Raw genomic sequence first — 15,234 nt, 5'->3', positions numbered from 1 at the left:
CGCACCGGGAGGGCATCTCGGCGCGCACAGTTACCGACAAACACGAGTACAGGAGGGAGGCAGAGCAATGGGCAACACCACGAACTTCAGCGCCAATGGCGTTGCGGTCTATGCGCCTATGGCGGCCTCCCGGGGGATCCTCGCCTTGCAGGGGATCGGTCTGTCCGAAATCGGTGGGTTCGGCACGTTCGGCACGCAAGTGAATTGCGCTGCCATGCACGCCTCGATCCGTACCGAAATCCAGGGCAAGCCCAGCGCGGGCTGGCACCCGACGGCTGCCGAGGCAGCACTCGGTGTCTTCGCGGATGAAGTCGGCTTCGAGCCGGCGGATCCGCGGGCAGCACGCCTCCGCACCGCACACCCAGCGACCGTGAACAGGACTCGACACAGATGTCGACCTAGGTAGGGAACTCTTCCCCGACCTCCTGGCCACGGATCGCGCGACAGCGAAACCGTGGCCAGTATTCTCCGGCCCTTCAGCCGACCGGCACCGGTTTCGCCGCTCAACGAAACGAACCGCTGCAACAAGCTGAAGGAGAACGACGTGTTCACCGCACAGGGTTGGCCGCAGGCCACTACTGACGTGACATGCCGAACCGTGGCGTCGACTACTCCGTCCCAGGAGATCACCAAGGTCCTGCCCTGCCGTGCTGGAGATCCGGACCTCTGGTTCGCCGAGAGCCCGGTCCAGTTGGAGCAGGCCAAGGCGCTGTGCGCGACCTGCCCCATCCGCAAGGGCTGCCTGAGCGCCGCCATGGATCGCCGTGAGCCGTGGGGTGTTTGGGGCGGTGAGATCTTCGACCAGGGTGTCGTGATCGCCCGCAAGCGTCCCCGCGGTCGGCCGCGCAAGGTCGCGGTCCCGGCGTGAGCCGGGGAGTGACTTCCCTCCCTCCGGTCGATGTGCTCGATTCGGTCGGTCCCGGCACGGGCCGAGCCAACGAACGAGAAAGCAGACCAGCCGCCCACCGGTCGTCGGTGGGCGGCTGCTCTGCGTGGTGTCCGATCTGCGGCGCCTGCGGCGCTGAGAGTCAGGAAGCAGTACGTTCTTCGGTGAAACCGGGCATCCAGGTGCGGACGAGTTGCATGAACGGCAACTCGGCGTCGAGTTGCGCCAAGATGCCGACGGAACCGCCGAGCACGCGGAAGATCATCACGTATTCCGCCGGAAGTTGCAGTGCCCGCGCGGTTTTCATCTCCGGGCTGGACAACTCCGAGGCTTTACCCGCCACGCGCTGCATCCACCTGCGGGTGAAGTGGAACGAGTCGGTCTGGATCGGGTCGGTGAACGGGCGCAAATAGTCGGCGATCTCCTGGTGGGTGACCACCCGGCCGGGAATGACCCAGCCGTGGTCGTACAGCAGTTCGGTGAGTTCGGCGAAACGCTCCTCGACCGCGAGGGCCAGCATCCGGCCCAGCACCGGGGGAAAGCCGTCGGGCATCGGTGCGCAGGCGCCGAAATCGATGACCGCGAGCCTGTTGTCGGGCAGCATCATGAAGTTCCCCGGGTGCGGGTCGGCGTGCAGTAGTCCGACGACCTCCGGGGAGGAGAAGTGGAACCGGCCCATCAGCCCCGCGACACGATTGCGCAGCGCGAGAGTGCCCGCCGGGTCCTCGGCGCCCTGCTTGATGATCGTGGAGACGGCGATGCCGTCCAGCCATTCGGTGACGATCACTTTCGGCGCGCTGGCCACCACTTTCGGCACCACGATCTCGCCGTGCCCGTCGAAGCCCTTGGCGAAGGCGCGCTGGTTGGCCGCCTCGTTGCGGTAGTCCAGCTCTTCTTCGGTGCGTTCGGTGATCTCGGCGAGGATCGGCTTGACGTCCGCACCCGGGATCACGGAGGCGACCAGACCGGACATACGTGACAGTGTCTTCAGATCCGCGCGCAGGGCCTCGTCGGCGCCGGGGTACTGCACCTTGACCGCGACGGTCCGCCCGTCCGACCACACCGCCCGGTGCACCTGCCCGATACTGGCCGAAGCGGCCGGTGCGTCGTCGAAGTCACGGAAACGGGTGCGCCACTGGGTGCCGAGTTGCTGATCGAGCACCCGGTGGACGGTTGCGGCGGGCATGGGCGGCGCGGCGGCCTGCAGCTTGGTGAGCGCTTCGCGATAGTGCTCGCCGAACTCCTCCGGTACTGCGGCCTCCATCACGCTGAGCGCTTGTCCGAATTTCATCGCGCCGCCCTTGAGCTCACCCAGCACGGTGAACAACTGTTCGGCGGCCTTCTGGTTGAGCTGCGCGTTGATCTCGGACTTGTCGCCTCCGGCGAGCTTCTTGCCGAACCCGACGGCTGCCCGCCCGGCGATGCCGAGCGGGATCTTGGCCAATTTGGCGTTGCGGGACGAGCGACGGCGCACAATCTCAGACACGTACCCATCATGGCGGACGGACCAGCCGATCGGCCACGGCAATCTTGATCACTACCGAGTTCCGACGCCGAGTTCTGTGGAAACCCGTGCACAAGCGCACGCGGGATGGCGGCCCCACGCCCGCCGATCCAGGACGTGTGCATCCAGGTCGAGCTCCAGAGTAGCGTTCAACGTGGCCGGGCTGCGCCGCGGTGAGCAGGCGATGATCGCCTCCAGTTCGCCGAGGGCGACCGCCGTGGTCGCCGTGATCCCGGCGGGGGAGGCATGTCCGACGCGGCCCAGTAGCTGGGCGGCGAGGTGTGGCCAATCGGCGTCGTTCTGCGAGCGGATCAGGTCCGCGCAGCGCAGGCAGCTGGTGACGCCGGGCAGCACCAGCGGCCCGACGACGCCCTTGTTGTCTCGGATACGTAGTTGCAGATGAGGGATGCGATGCAGCAGCAGGTCGCTCACCAGCCTCGGGTCGGGCATCAGCGCGTCGGCGAGCACCACGAGGTCCGACTCCCACGACCGCACTACCGACGTACCGGACGGGTAGTCCCGGGAACGGCTCGGCCGCACTCCCAGCGCGCGCAGCCCGGCCGACACGGCGTCGGAGAGCGGACCGAGCCCGTGCACTCGCACCGCTCGCACCTGTCCGGCCCGGTCCTCCGGGTGGTCCAGCAGTCCGGCTTCGTCGACGAGGGTGAGCAATGCCGCGGCGCGCTCGGCGTCGATTCCGCATTCCCCGGCTCGCCAGATGATCTGCGGTTTGGTGCGCAGCCCGTCGAGCAGGCGGAGGAAGGCGAGAACGGTCTCGGCGTCCATGCCTTCCGGACCGAGCACCACCGCCGTTTCCGGATCGCACCCCAGCTGCACGACGCCGGTCGGGCGGACCAGGACGGTTACCCTGGGGCGCAACCGGGGACCGCGACACATCGTTGTCATGTCATCAGTATGCGGACCACGCGGTGTACGACTCGTCCCGAAACCCCCACTTATCCACAGGGTTTCGTGCCATCCACAGGATGGATCAGGAGGCTGCGCCGCCCTCTTTGCCCAGGTCGGGCCCGGTGTCGTCGTCCTCGCGCGCACGCGTGGCTTGCTCACGCGCCTCGGTCTCGGCCAGTTGCGCGAGCGGATCGTCGAACGCGGTGGCGCCGCCGCCGATCACCGAGTCGATGAAGCCCGCAGGGGAGTCCAGGTCATGAGAGTTCGGCAGCAGGTCGGGGTGCGCCCACACCCCGTCGCGCGCGGCCATGCCCGCGTCGCTGGTCAGCCTGCGCCACAGTGCGGCCGCCTCGCGCAGCTTGCGCGGCCGCAGCTCCAGGCCGACCAGGGTCGCGAAGGTCTGCTCGGCGGGCCCGCCGGTGGCGCGCCGCCTGCGCAGTGTCTCGGCCAGCGCGCCCGCGCCGGGCAACCGGTCGCCGACGGCGTCGCTGACCACCACCTGAACCCAGCCCTCGATGAGCGCGAGCAGCGTTTCCAGCCGTTCGAGCGCCTGCTTCTGCTCCGGCGTGGTCTGCGGCTCGAAGGTTCCCTGGGCCAGGATCTCCTCGAGCTTCGCGGGATCGGTCAGCGACATCGGGTCGATGCCCTGCGCGGCCTGCTCCAGCGCGGAGAAGTCCATGCGGATACCGCGCGCGTAGTCCTCGACCGCGCCGAGCACCTGCTGGCGCAGCCACGGCACGTGGGCGAACAGCCGCTGATGCGCGGCTTCCCGGGCGGCCAGGAAGACCAGGATCTCGCTCTCGGGCTGCTCCAGCCCCGAGCTGAACTCCGAGATCGCCGCGGGCAGCAGCGCGGCGGTGCCGGTGGGTCCGAGCGGGAGGCCGATGTCGGTGGAGGTCAGCACCTCCTTGGCGAGCTGGCCGAGCGCCTGCCCGAGCTGCGAACCGAAGGCCAAGCCGCCCATCTGGCCGAGCATGCCGACCATCGGAGCGGCGAACTGCCTGGCCTCCTCGGGCAGCGCCGCGGTCCACACCCCCGAGATCTGCTCGGCCACCGGGTCGCACAGGCGCTGCCAGGTGGGCAGGGTCTGCTCGATCCAGTCGTTGGCGGTCCACGCGACCGTCCTGGTGGCGCCCGCGGGCAGGGTGGTCGCGCTGTCGAGCCAGAGTTCGGCCAGGTGCGCGGCATCGGCCACCGCGCTCGCCGCGCCCGACGTCACCGGTGCGACGGTCGACCCGAGTTGCTGGCGGGCCAGCCGCTTGGCGACGTCGTAGTTCACCGGCCCGGCCTGTGCCGAGCCGGGCTGCCCCATCCCGCTGAGCATCTGGCCGAGCGAGGTCAGCATCTGCCCGAGTTGCGACGGGTCGAATCCGCCCGCGCCGGCCCCACCGATACCGAAACCGAACGGGTCGTTCGGACCGGGGCCGCTCGGCTCGTCGCCGCGCTTGCGATCGTCGTCGTCGCGGTCCGAGAATCCGAAGGGGAGGTCACTCATACCCCACAGGTTACGCGTGTACCACAGCGTCTCGATGTTCGCGCGGCGCGAAACCGGTGGCGGCGCGCCCGGGCGAAACGACCGCCTCCGGCGCCCGGCGAGGCGGGCTGTCATTATCGTGGTCCGGGTGAATCGTCGGATCCTCACCTTGGTGGCCGCCCTGATCCCGGTGCTCGTGCTCGGCGTCGTCGGCAGCGTGCTGACCGTGCCGTTCGTCGCACTCGGGCCCGGTCCCACCTTCAACACTCTCGGCACGGTGGACGGCAAGGAAGTCGTCGACGTGCGGGGCACCCAGGTCGATCCGACCACGGGCAATCTCAATATGACCACCGTCTCGGTGCGTGACGGGCTGAGCCTGTTCGAGGCGTTCGGCTTCTGGGCCAGCGGCAAGCACGGCCTGGTGCCGCGCTCGGAGGTCTACCCGCCCGGTGTGTCGCGTGAGGAGATCGACAAGTCCAACCAGCAGGACTTCAAGGACTCCGAGGGCAACGCCGAGGTCGCCGCACTGCACTACCTGAACCTGCCCACGGTCGTGCTGCTGCGCAAGGTCGCCGACGACGGGCCGGCCCACGACGTACTGCGTGCCGGCGACGAGCTGGTCAGCGTCAACGGCACGCCCATGACCTCGCCTCAGGAGGTCGTCACCGCGGTCTCGTCCCAGGCGCCCGGCAGCCCGCTGACAGTGGTGTACCGGCGCGACGGCGCCGAGCAGACCGCGACGATCGTCCTCGGTACCCGCCCCGGCGACCCCGCCAAGGGCTACCTCGGCGTGACGCCAGGGGAGGGCGCACGCCCGCCGATGCAGGTCACCTTCAACCTCGCCGACATCGGCGGGCCGTCGGCGGGCCTGATGTTCAGCCTGGCCTTGATCGACAAGCTCAGCCCCGGCGAGCTGGACGGCGGCAAGTTCGTGGCCGGCACCGGGACCATCGATCAGGAAGGCAAGGTCGGCCCGATCGGCGGCATCCAGTACAAGATGATGGCCGCGCGCGAGGCGGGCGCGGAGACCTTCCTGGTCCCCGCCGCCAACTGCAACGAGGCCAAGCAGCGGATCCCGGACGGGCTGCGGCTGGTGCGGGTCGAGAACCTCACCGGCGCGGTGCAGTCGCTGAACGAGATCAACACCGGCAAGGAGCCGGTGAGCTGTGGGTGAGATCGCCCTGGCCCGGCTTCACTCCAGGGTGTGGTGCAGCGCCTCGACCAGATTCGGCGCGAGGTTGGGATAGGTGCGCAGGTCCAGCTCGCCGAAATCGTCGGCGTCATCTTCGGGCCGCAGTTGCAGCAGGCACAGTGACGCGCCCTCACGCAGCACCGCGGCGAACAACCGCGCCTCCCGGCGCTGCGGATGCGCTTCGGCGGCGGCGCGCGCGGCCGCGTCGGCGGCCTCGTGGTCGGCCAGCAGCGGGGCGAGCGCGTCGTCGAGTGTCGACTCCGCGTCCGGTGGCAGCACCACGATCTCCTGCACCAGCACGCAACCGCGGACGGCAGGCGGCCAGCTGGTGGTGGCCAGGAATTCGTCCAAGGCGATCGAGCCGCCGGTGATGTCGTCGGGGAAGGCCTCCTGGGCGACCGGCGTCAGCTCGCCGCCCTCATCGAGCTGATCCTCCAGCTCCGGCTGCGCGGCGACCAGGTCGACGGTCGGCACCAGGGCGAACATCTGTGGGGGACGACCCCACCCCTCGGCATCGACGAATTCCGCCACCTCCCGGACGGAGCGGGCAAGGACGAGTTCGGCGTGCAGGTCTGGAGTCACGCGAACATCCAATCAAACCGCCGAGCCGGCCAGCCGGAAACCCGGACGATCGGTTCTCCGGCGCGGCAAGCGCAACCCTGCCAGCTGCATGGTGTCCGATTTCCGTAGAGTGGGCCGGGACGGTCCGGAAGGACCACCCGCAACATCGGACTGCGGCGCATCGGCCGGGCGTATCGGTGCGAGCGTCGCCGGACCTTGGAGAGTGGCATCGTGGGCATGCGGCCCCCCACTGGCTTACCTTCGCTGTCCCGACGCAGCCGTGTGCTGCTGGTGGCGGCTGTCGTGCTCGCGGCATTGCTGCTGCTCGGGCCGCGGCTGACGGACACTTACACCAATTGGCTGTGGTTCGGTGAGGTCGATTTCCGCAACGTGTATCTCACGGTGCTGCGGACCCGGGTCTTGCTGTTCATCGCCGTCGCGGCCTTCGTCGGCTTGGTGGTCTGGCTGGCGCTGCTGCTGGCCTACCGGTCCCGGCCGGTGTTCATCCCGGTGGTGGGGCCGAACGATCCGATCGCGCGCTACCGCACCACTGTGATGAGCAGGCTGCGGCTGTTCGGCGTCGGCATACCGGTGCTGCTGGGCCTGCTGTCCGGCTTGGTGGCGCAGTCGAACTGGGTGACGGTGCAGCTGTTCCTCAACGGTGGATCCTTCGGTGAGAAGGACCCGGAGTTCGGTCTCGACGTGGGGTTCTACGCCTTCGACCTGCCCTTCTACCGGATGGTGCTGAACTGGTTGTTCGTCGCGGTGGTCATCGCGTTCTTCGCCAGCCTGGTCACCCACTACGTCTTCGGCGGACTGCGGTTGACCGGCCGCGAGGGCACGCTGACCCGCGCCGCCCGCGTCCAGCTCGCGGTGCTGGCCGGACTGTTCGTCCTGCTCAAGGCGATCGCGTACTGGTTCGACCGGTACGAATTGCTCTCCAGCAGCCGCAAGGAGCCCACCTTCACCGGCGGTTCGTTCACCGACATCAACGCGGTGCTGCCCGCCAAGCTCATCCTGCTGTCCATCGCGGTGATCTGCGCGCTGGCCTTCTTCGCCGGGATCGTGCTGCGTGATCTGCGGGTGCCCGCGATGGCCGCGGCGCTGCTGGTGCTGTCCTCGATCCTGGTCGGCGCGGTGTGGCCGCTGGTGGTCGAACAGTTCTCCGTGCGTCCCAACGCCGCGGACAAGGAAAGCGAGTACATCGAACGCAACATCGCCGCGACCAGGCAGGCGTTCGGCATCACCAACGACAGGATCGAATACAAGGACTACAAGGGCGAGAGCAACAAGAGCCCGCTCGATGTCCCGGTCGACGCCGCGACCATCGGCAATGCCAGGCTGCTCGACCCGAACATCCTCTCGCCCACCTTCACCCAGCTGCGCCAGCTGAAGAACTTCTACGGTTTCCCGGAGTCGCTGGACATCGACCGCTACAACCTCGACGGTGACGTACAGGACTACGTCGTCGCCGCCCGGGAGCTCTCGCCCGCGGCGCTGAGCGGCAACCAGACCGACTGGATCAACCGGCACACCGTGTACACCCACGGCAACGGCTTCGTCGCCGCTCCCGCCAACCGGGTGAACAAGCCGCCGTCGGAGGATCCCAACGCGGTAGGCGGCAGCGGAGACGGCGGCTATCCGATCTTCATGGTGAGCGACCTGTTCACCCCGTCGGACAAGCAGCGGATCAGGGTCGACCAGCCTCGGGTGTACTTCGGTGAGCTGATCTCGCAGTCGAATCCGGATTACGCGATCGTCGGCGCGATGGACGGCCAGCGTCCGCGGGAATACGACTCCGATACCGCGCAGTACACCTACACCGGCAAGGGCGGCGTGCCGATCGGCAACTGGATCAACCGCCTCGCGTTCGCGGCCAAGTACGCCGAGCGCAACATCTTGTTCTCCTCGGCCATCGACGACGATTCCAAGATCATCTTCAACCGCAGCCCGCGCGACCGGGTACAGAAGGTCGCGCCGTGGCTGACCACCGACGGAAACGCCTACCCGGCGGTGGTCGGCGGACGGATCGTCTGGATCGTGGACGCGTACACCACGCTGGACAACTACCCGTACGCGCAGAGCACCTCGCTGGAGGGCGCGGTCGAGGACAGCATCGACAAGAAGACCGGGCGTCTGCTGCCGCGCAAGTCGGTCAGCTACATCCGCAACTCGGTCAAGGCGACGGTCGACGCGTACGACGGCACCGTCACCCTCTACGAGGTGGACTCCGCGGATCCGGTGCTGAAGGCGTGGCGCGGGGTGTTCCCGGGCGCGGTGAAGCCGGAGAGCGAGATCTCGCCGGAATTGCGGGCGCACTTCCGTTATCCGGAGGATCTGTTCAAGGTCCAGCGTGAGATGTTGTCGAAGTACCACGTGGACGATCCGCGAGAGTTCTTCACCAACAACGCTTTCTGGTCGGTTCCGGCCGATCCGACCACCGAGGGCGGCACTACCGCCGACCAGCCGCCGTATTACGTATTGCTGGGTGATTCGAAAACGAACAGGCCCACGTTCAATTTGACCAGCGCGATGACCGGTTACAACCGGCCGTATCTGGCGGCCTATATCTCGGTGCGCTCGGACCCGGATGGGTACGGACAATTCACGATCCGGCGATTGCCCACGGACACACAGACATTGGGTCCGCAGCAGACGCAGAACCGGATGACGACGGCGCCGGAGGTATCGCGCGAGAAAACGCTGCTGTCGAATTCGAACAAGATAAAATATGGGAACCTGCTGACCTTGCCGGTCGCCGACGGCGGCATCCTCTATGTGGAGCCGTTCTACAACGAACGCAACACCGGGCCGAACACCGCCACCTTCCCGCAGCTGCTGCGGGTGCTGGTGAGCTACCGGGATGAAGCGGGCAACGTCAAGGTAGGTTATGCCTCGACACTGGCGGATGCGCTGAACCAGGTCATCCCGGGTGCGGGCGCGCTGGCGACGCCGTTCGGCGGTGACTCCGGCACCAGGCCGAAGCCCGGCACCGTCGCGCCGCCCGCGGACCAGGGCGGCAACAACGGGCCCGGCAACGCCGCGACCCCGCCGCCCGCGTCGGGTCCGCCGCCCGCGTCGGGATCGGCTTCCGGCAAGGACGCCGCGGCCGCCGAACTCAACCGGAAGATCGAGAATGTGCGAAATGCCATGCGCAGCGGAAACTTCCAGGACTTCGGCCGGGCGCTCGACGAGTTGGAAGCCGCCGTCAAGGCATATCAGGACGCGGGTCGCTGAATGACGCGGGTCGCTGAATGACGCGGAACGCTGAATGAAGCCGTCGTTCGAATAGGCGCGAAATACCGAAGGACCGCCATCGTCGCGATGGCGGCCCTTCGGTATCTGCGGTGCAGGACGCGTCAGCGACCGAACGAGTCGATCAGTGCGCTGTTCTGGCTCAGGATCTGCTGGAACTGCCCTTCGACGCCGTACTGCTCGGCCAGCTCGACCGCGGTGGACTTGGCCTGGTCGACCGCGGACTGCGCGGCGCTCACGGCGGGCTGGGCGGGCTCGGGAACGGCGGGGAGTTCCTCGGCCCGCACGAGCGGCTCGGGCTCGGAGGTGCCCGGGCGCAGGAACTTGCCACACGACGGCCACGCGCCGGCGCCCTGGGTGGCGAGCACGTTCTCCGCCACGCGGATCTGCTCTTCCTTGCTCGCGGTGTGAGCGTAGCCCTTGCCACCGTTGGCGGCCCAGGTGCTCTGCGAGAACTGCAGGCCGCCGTAGTAGCCGTTTCCGGTGTTGATTCCCCAGTTGCCACCGCTTTCGCACTGTGCGACGCCGTCCCAGTCGTGGGTCGCCGCGGAGGCAGAAGCGGTGGAGAATGCGAACGGGACGGCAACAAGAGCGCCGGTGATGGCGGCGAGGCCGAGGGCGCGGGTGCTGATCTTCCGGTTCTCAGTCATGGTCGTTTCCCTCCCTGCGCCCGCCGGCACGGCGATGGAGCTGCGCCGTGTCCCTGTCCCCAGGTCGTCGGGGATCCTCGAACCGCGGGACAGGGTTGCCGGTGTTCGGCGGTTCGAGTTCGAGCCCGTCTCGGTTGATCCGGGCCGTGGCCTGACGGTAACGAAGAAATCTCAGCAGATCACATCTGGATAACGCTCGAATTGTGTGAAACGAATAACCCGAATATCAGCGTTTTACCAGGTGAGTAACGGCATCAACACGCCAATTCAGCGCTAAGTTATCGCATCGTTATGTGAGCGAGATCACCACGATATAGTGAAATGCATCACGTTTGAAGGGTCTGCGCCGCGGCAATACTTACGTGCGCGGTGTGGCACGGATGTCGCTCGATTCGGGTGTCCGCCGCACGCTCGCGCTGTCGGCTTCGCCGGCTGTTCAACTGCTCGAAACCGCTGGTGAGCTGGCGATTTGCAGTGTGAGTGAACCGGTGTGTAATGTTGTGTTCACCGACGCGGGGTGGAGCAGCTCGGTAGCTCGCTGGGCTCATAACCCAGAGGTCGCAGGTTCAAATCCTGTCCCCGCTACAAGGGAAACGGCCCGGAACCAAGAGGTTCCGGGCCGTTTTCGTCTGTATGCGGCTTCCGGCCCGGCAGCGCCGGGCGGGGTCGGCGGACTCTACTGTCGGTGGAACCGCTCACGGACGGCGTCCATGCGAGCGCTCAGTTCCTCCGGGGTGATCACGCCGCGATCCAGCAACGTGTGCGCTGTGACGACGACCGAGCGGGTGCGGACCGGGAAGTCCTGATAAATCGTCTCGCCGAGCGCGTCCTCGGCGTGGCGGCGTTCCAGGTTGTCCAGAGCGCCGCGCCAGGACAAGCATTCGCACGTGGCCTGCATGCTGGATTCCCAGGGGTCGGGTCTACGGTCGAGTTCGGGCAGCGTGCTCTCCCGCCGCACCCGCGGATCCAGCGTGCTCAGCAGGACTTCGTACGGACCACTCGTCACCGGTGTCCATCCTTCCTCGCGGCGGACTCGACTCTGCTCGGTGGGTGCTGCGCGGTCCAGTCGACCTGGGGCAGCGCCACGCCGATCATCGTGTCCCGGGTGACGATGGCGGCCAGTTGCTCCTCGGTCCAGCCCTCGGTGCCCTCGGGGCGCATCGGCAGCACCATGAACCGGGACTTCTGATTCGAATCGTGCACCCGGATCTCGACGTCGGGCGGGAAGTGCAAGCCGAACTCGGCGAGCACCTCGCGGGGCCACCGGACCAGGCGACGACGGTAATTGGGGGTGCGGTACCAGTCCGGGGACATCCCGAGAACCGGTCGCGGGTAGCACGAGCACAGCGTGCACACGATGACGTTGTGCACTTGCGGCGTGTTCTCCAGCACGTAGAAGTAGGTGTAGTCGCTCGGGGTCCCGGATCCGGTCGGGTCACGCCAGTCGATGCCGACCTCTTTGCACGTCTCGGTGCCGTCGGCGAGCAGGCGCGCCTTGAAGTCGGGGTCCGTCCACGCCTTCGCGACCAGTCTCGATCCACCGTGCGGACCCACCGATTCGGCCCACTCGGTGAACCTGCGGTGGTCTTCGGCGGAGAAGAGCCCCTTCTCGATGGCGAGTTCACGCACCGCCGTCTCGAGCACTTCGAATTCGCTGATCTCCTCGCTCGCCTGGATCGGCGCGTGCGCGTCGTGATCGTGGGTCCGGCTCACCGGTCATCCTCCTCTGCGGGCTCGAGCCAGCGCTCGGAGACTTCCGTCTCCAGGGTGTCGACGTCGAAGCCGGTGTATTTGGGCCACAACTCCTGCTGACGGAACCGCACCACGTAGAACGGCTCCACGCGCCCGTCCTCGCGCCCCCATGCTTCGTCCTCCGGGATGATCCACTCCGGCCGGTACTCGACGACGACGCCGGTGTGCCCGCGGGTGTAGGCCTGCGTGCGGGTGTGGAACATCGACGTGGCCGAACGGACCCGGACGCGGTCGCCGATCCGGTACTTCCTGGTCATGCGCGCGCCTCCATCCGTGCGCGTACTTCGTCCAGCTTGGCCGACAATTCGTCGGGGGTGATCAACCCCTTGACGACCAAGGTCTTCGCCGCGACTGTCACCCAGCGCGCGTAGTAGGGCAGACCGTAATACAGCGTCGCACCGAGGTCGTTCTCCGCGCGCCGGCGTTCCTCGGAGTTCCAGACGCCACGCCAGCCGAGGCATTCACACGTGACGTAGGTGCTCATCTCCCAGGGCTGTTCCTCCTTCTCGCGATACTCGACCGGGATATCGGGCTGGCCGCCCACGTCGTGCAGCACGTGCCTGAGTGCGGCGAACAACTCGTTGGAGATCTCGTATGGTGAGTCGAGCGGGTCGCGCAACACCGGTGCGAGGTCCGCGACGCGATGCTGCAACTCGTCGAATCGATTCGGTGTGCTCATGATGTCTCCGTAGTGACGGATCCGGTGTCCACGGCAGCGCGGTTGCGGGAGGGTGTGCGCGCGTGCGCCCTCGCCCGGCCGAGTGCGAGAGCCAACGAGCGCCATGGGGACTCCAACGGGACGGCAGGCCCGGTGATCGGGCAGGCGAGTGTAGTCGGACGACGAGGTGTGACCCCAGTCACTATCACATGGTCAGGCTGCCAAGGTTACACGCCAAGATCGATTTGCTGAAGGATGCCTGGGGCGCGGTGAGCGCGCCGGAATCCGCTCCGGACTCAGCGGTGCGGAGCTATTGACTCGAGCGAAAAGTGGAGGAGACTAGGTATTACACCGGAACACCGGATCGGTGAGCGCACTGTCAGCCGAGACGTCGGTAGGCAGTGAAGACACCGATCCAAGAACCGGCTAGGCCCCCGGCAAGCCAGTCGAAACACCGGAGTCGTCAGCGACGACTGACGCTCACGGTTTCGATGGAGACTACCGGGGACTGATCTGTATAGGGGGTCTTTCGCCTGGATCCCGGGCTCGCCGACTCGATCGGCGCGGTCGGTCGAATCGGCTCACAAGACGGAATGCTGGTGGTTGACTAGCCGTGTGTCGGCTGTCCCGGCCGCACCTCGGCAACCCGTGTCAGGAGGCACCCGCAATGCCCACTCATGACGGAAGCTGGCCGCAGGGAACACCGTGCTGGGTCGACTGCCAGGTCGACGACCCGGCGCGCGCCCGCGAGTTCTATAGCGCACTCTTCGGCTGGGAGATCGAGGACAGTTCGCCCGAGGCGGGCGGATATCTGATGGCGATGCGCGCGGGCCGCGCGGCCGCGGGCATCGGACCCAAGCCGGAAGGCATGCCGATGCCGTCGGTGTGGACCACCTATATCGCGGCCGACAGCGCCGACGCCGTCGCGCAGAAGATCAACAGCGCGGGCGGTTCGCTGATGATGGAACCGTTCGACGTGCTCGACGTCGGCCGCATGTTCGTCGCTGCCGACCCCACCGGCGCGGTCTTCGGGATCTGGGAGGCCAAAGCGCATGCCGGGGCGGGCATCTACAACGAGCACGGCGCCTACTGCTGGAACGAACTGCACACCAGCGACTACAAGCAGGCACAGGAGTTCTACGCCGACGTGTTCGGCTGGCACTACACCGAGATCGGTGACGGGGAGCACTTCATCTACTCCACCTTCAGCCGCACCCAGGACGGCGACGCCGTCGGCGGCGTCAACGACTCGACGAAGATGCCGGGCGACAACCCGTCGTATTGGCTGGCCTGGTTCCAGGTCGACGACGCCGACAACGCGCTCGCGAAAGCGCGCGATCTCGGCGCAGCCGTCCTGTCCGGGCCCGACGACAGCCCCTTCGGCCGCATGGGCATCGTCCAAGCCCCGCAGGGTGAGGTCTTCGGCATCATCGACCCCACGACCACCGTCGGCGAACCGCCGACCGGTTCCTGAGTCGACCTGCTCACCGGTCCTGAGCCGATCCGGCGGAGCGGTGCGGTGAGCCGCTCCGCCGGGTTGTCCTGCCCCGAGCGCGATCGGTCACGTCACCGCCATCGCCGGCGCGGTGCCGCGCCCGGCGGAACACGTGCTCGGTCGACCATGCCGGGAACAAGGACGCCGCAGCCCGTCGAACGGGCACCGGCGCGATTCGCGGCACAGGTCGCGGCCCACGGCACATGGCCCGTGGTGCCCGCGCCTCGGCGGTTCAGTCCGAGCGGGCCGATCCGGGCGTGACCAGGCCGTGCTGGTGGGCGTAGACGACGGCGTGGATTCGGTCCCGGACGCCGAGTTTGGCGAGGATGCGGGAGACGTGCGTCTTCACCGTCTCCTCGCCGACGCCGAGCCGCGCGGCGATCTCGGCATTGCTGCGCGCGTCGGCCAGCAGTAACAACACCTCCAGCTCGCGGGCGGTGAGTTGCCGGACTTCCGGTGGCGTGTGGGGCGGGGTCAGCGTGCTCGCGAAGCGGGAGACCAGACGGCGGGTCATGGATGGGTCGATCAACGCGTCACCGCGCGCCGCGATCCGGATGGCGGCGACCAGTTCTTCCGGCGGCAGGTTCTTCAGCAGGAACCCGCTCGCGCCTGCTTGTAACGCGCGGTACAGGTTGGCGTCGCTGTCGTAGGTGGTGAGCACCAGGACGTGCGTTCCGCCCGCCGCCACGATCGCGGCGGTGGCGGCCAGCCCGTCCAGCTTCGGCATCCGGACGTCGAGAATCGCGACATCCGGTCGTAGCCGTGCGGTCTCGGCGATCGCGGCGCGACCGTCGCTCACCTCGGCGACGCAGTCCAGATCGACCTGGCTGTCCACGACGGCGCGCAGACCGGAGCGGAACATGCTGTGATCGTCGGCGATCAGGACGCGGATGGGCAA

The 15,234-nt window shown here is 67.5% G+C and carries 15 protein-coding genes and 1 tRNA gene; 6 read left to right on the top strand and 10 right to left on the bottom strand.

Annotated features, from left to right (window positions below):
- The first annotated feature begins 67 nt into the window (after positions 1–67).
- Positions 68–406, top strand: coding sequence for a hypothetical protein (locus M8859_RS04695; protein WP_159920827.1), 339 nt, complete (start codon positions 68–70; stop codon positions 404–406).
- Positions 407–544: 138 nt separating this feature from the next.
- Positions 545–868 carry a WhiB family transcriptional regulator gene (locus M8859_RS04690; RefSeq protein ID WP_159920829.1) on the top strand — a complete coding sequence of 108 codons (324 nt, stop codon included), beginning with the start codon at positions 545–547 and terminating at the stop codon, positions 866–868.
- A 160-nt stretch (positions 869–1,028) separates the two neighbouring features.
- Here the strand turns inward: M8859_RS04690 and M8859_RS04685 are convergent, their stop codons facing one another.
- The 3 genes from M8859_RS04685 to M8859_RS04675 form a co-directional block, all read right to left on the bottom strand.
- Positions 1,029–2,372, bottom strand: coding sequence for an ABC1 kinase family protein (locus M8859_RS04685; protein ID WP_159920831.1), 1,344 nt, complete (start codon positions 2,370–2,372; stop codon positions 1,029–1,031).
- 51 nt (positions 2,373–2,423) lie between these two features.
- Positions 2,424–3,296, bottom strand: a complete 873-nt coding sequence (locus M8859_RS04680; RefSeq protein WP_159920833.1) for a hypothetical protein — start codon at positions 3,294–3,296, stop codon at positions 2,424–2,426.
- A gap of 85 nt (positions 3,297–3,381) precedes the next feature.
- A complete protein-coding gene (locus tag M8859_RS04675; RefSeq protein ID WP_159920835.1) occupies positions 3,382–4,794 on the bottom strand; it encodes a zinc-dependent metalloprotease in 1,413 nt (470 codons plus the stop codon).
- A gap of 127 nt (positions 4,795–4,921) precedes the next feature.
- On the opposite strand from M8859_RS04675, the gene M8859_RS04670 reads away from it, so the two are divergent.
- Entirely contained in the window at positions 4,922–5,947 is a 1,026-nt protein-coding gene (locus M8859_RS04670) for a YlbL family protein (protein WP_195069449.1), read from the top strand.
- An 18-nt stretch (positions 5,948–5,965) separates the two neighbouring features.
- Here the strand turns inward: M8859_RS04670 and M8859_RS04665 are convergent, their stop codons facing one another.
- Entirely contained in the window at positions 5,966–6,547 is a 582-nt protein-coding gene (locus tag M8859_RS04665) for a PPA1309 family protein (RefSeq protein WP_249643896.1), read from the bottom strand.
- Between the two features lie 210 nt (positions 6,548–6,757).
- Here M8859_RS04665 and M8859_RS04660 point away from each other — a divergent pair, with 210 nt between their 5' ends.
- Positions 6,758–9,763 carry a UPF0182 family protein gene (locus M8859_RS04660; protein ID WP_201295151.1) on the top strand — a complete coding sequence of 1,002 codons (3,006 nt, stop codon included), beginning with the start codon at positions 6,758–6,760 and terminating at the stop codon, positions 9,761–9,763.
- Between the two features lie 122 nt (positions 9,764–9,885).
- Here M8859_RS04660 and M8859_RS04655 read toward each other — a convergent pair whose 3' ends face one another.
- Complete coding sequence (locus tag M8859_RS04655; protein ID WP_195069447.1) at positions 9,886–10,431, bottom strand: transglycosylase family protein; 546 nt, start codon at positions 10,429–10,431, stop codon at positions 9,886–9,888.
- Between the two features lie 511 nt (positions 10,432–10,942).
- On the opposite strand from M8859_RS04655, the gene M8859_RS04650 reads away from it, so the two are divergent.
- Positions 10,943–11,016 (top strand) — tRNA-Met (locus tag M8859_RS04650).
- Positions 11,017–11,107: 91 nt separating this feature from the next.
- Here the strand turns inward: M8859_RS04650 and M8859_RS04645 are convergent.
- From M8859_RS04645 to M8859_RS37505, 4 genes are read right to left on the bottom strand one after another with little or no spacing between them, the layout of a single operon-like run.
- The gene (locus M8859_RS04645; protein WP_249643895.1) at positions 11,108–11,437 is read right to left on the bottom strand and encodes an SH3-like domain-containing protein; all 330 of its coding nucleotides are present in this window, start codon (positions 11,435–11,437) and stop codon (positions 11,108–11,110) included.
- Positions 11,434–12,144 (bottom strand): thiocyanate hydrolase subunit gamma, encoded by a 711-nt coding sequence (gene scnC / locus M8859_RS04640; protein ID WP_249643894.1) that lies wholly within the window; start codon positions 12,142–12,144, stop codon positions 11,434–11,436. The genes M8859_RS04645 and scnC overlap by 4 nt, the downstream gene beginning before the upstream one ends.
- The gene (locus M8859_RS37510; RefSeq protein WP_159920847.1) at positions 12,141–12,440 is read right to left on the bottom strand and encodes an SH3-like domain-containing protein; all 300 of its coding nucleotides are present in this window, start codon (positions 12,438–12,440) and stop codon (positions 12,141–12,143) included. Before M8859_RS37510 ends, scnC begins: the two co-directional genes overlap by 4 nt.
- Positions 12,437–12,862, bottom strand: coding sequence for an SH3-like domain-containing protein (locus M8859_RS37505; RefSeq protein ID WP_159920849.1), 426 nt, complete (start codon positions 12,860–12,862; stop codon positions 12,437–12,439). Before M8859_RS37505 ends, M8859_RS37510 begins: the two co-directional genes overlap by 4 nt.
- Positions 12,863–13,508: 646 nt before the next feature.
- Between M8859_RS37505 and M8859_RS04630 the strand changes: the two genes are divergently transcribed.
- Positions 13,509–14,315: a VOC family protein gene (locus M8859_RS04630; RefSeq protein ID WP_159920851.1), complete on the top strand. Its 807-nt coding sequence runs from the start codon at positions 13,509–13,511 to the stop codon at positions 14,313–14,315.
- Positions 14,316–14,568: 253 nt separating this feature from the next.
- On the opposite strand, the gene M8859_RS04625 is transcribed toward M8859_RS04630, so the two are convergent.
- Complete coding sequence (locus M8859_RS04625) at positions 14,569–15,234, bottom strand: response regulator (RefSeq protein ID WP_159920853.1); 666 nt, start codon at positions 15,232–15,234, stop codon at positions 14,569–14,571.

This window comes from Nocardia sputi, from assembly GCF_023501985.1.
This window is presented reverse-complemented; position numbering and strand designations above follow the sequence as displayed.

Bases quoted from the DNA above. Each gene is read 5' to 3' on its own strand.
- M8859_RS04675 (WP_159920835.1), bottom strand. From the start codon at position 4,794: ATGAGTGACCTCCCCTTCGGATTCTCGGACCGCGACGACGACGATCGC.
- M8859_RS04695 (WP_159920827.1), top strand. From the start codon at position 68: ATGGGCAACACCACGAACTTCAGCGCCAATGGCGTTGCGGTCTATGCG.
- M8859_RS04630 (WP_159920851.1), top strand. From the start codon at position 13,509: ATGCCCACTCATGACGGAAGCTGGCCGCAGGGAACACCGTGCTGGGTC.
- M8859_RS04680 (WP_159920833.1), bottom strand. From the start codon at position 3,296: ATGACAACGATGTGTCGCGGTCCCCGGTTGCGCCCCAGGGTAACCGTC.
- M8859_RS04655 (WP_195069447.1), bottom strand. From the start codon at position 10,431: ATGACTGAGAACCGGAAGATCAGCACCCGCGCCCTCGGCCTCGCCGCC.
- M8859_RS37505 (WP_159920849.1), bottom strand. From the start codon at position 12,862: ATGAGCACACCGAATCGATTCGACGAGTTGCAGCATCGCGTCGCGGAC.
- M8859_RS37510 (WP_159920847.1), bottom strand. From the start codon at position 12,440: ATGACCAGGAAGTACCGGATCGGCGACCGCGTCCGGGTCCGTTCGGCC.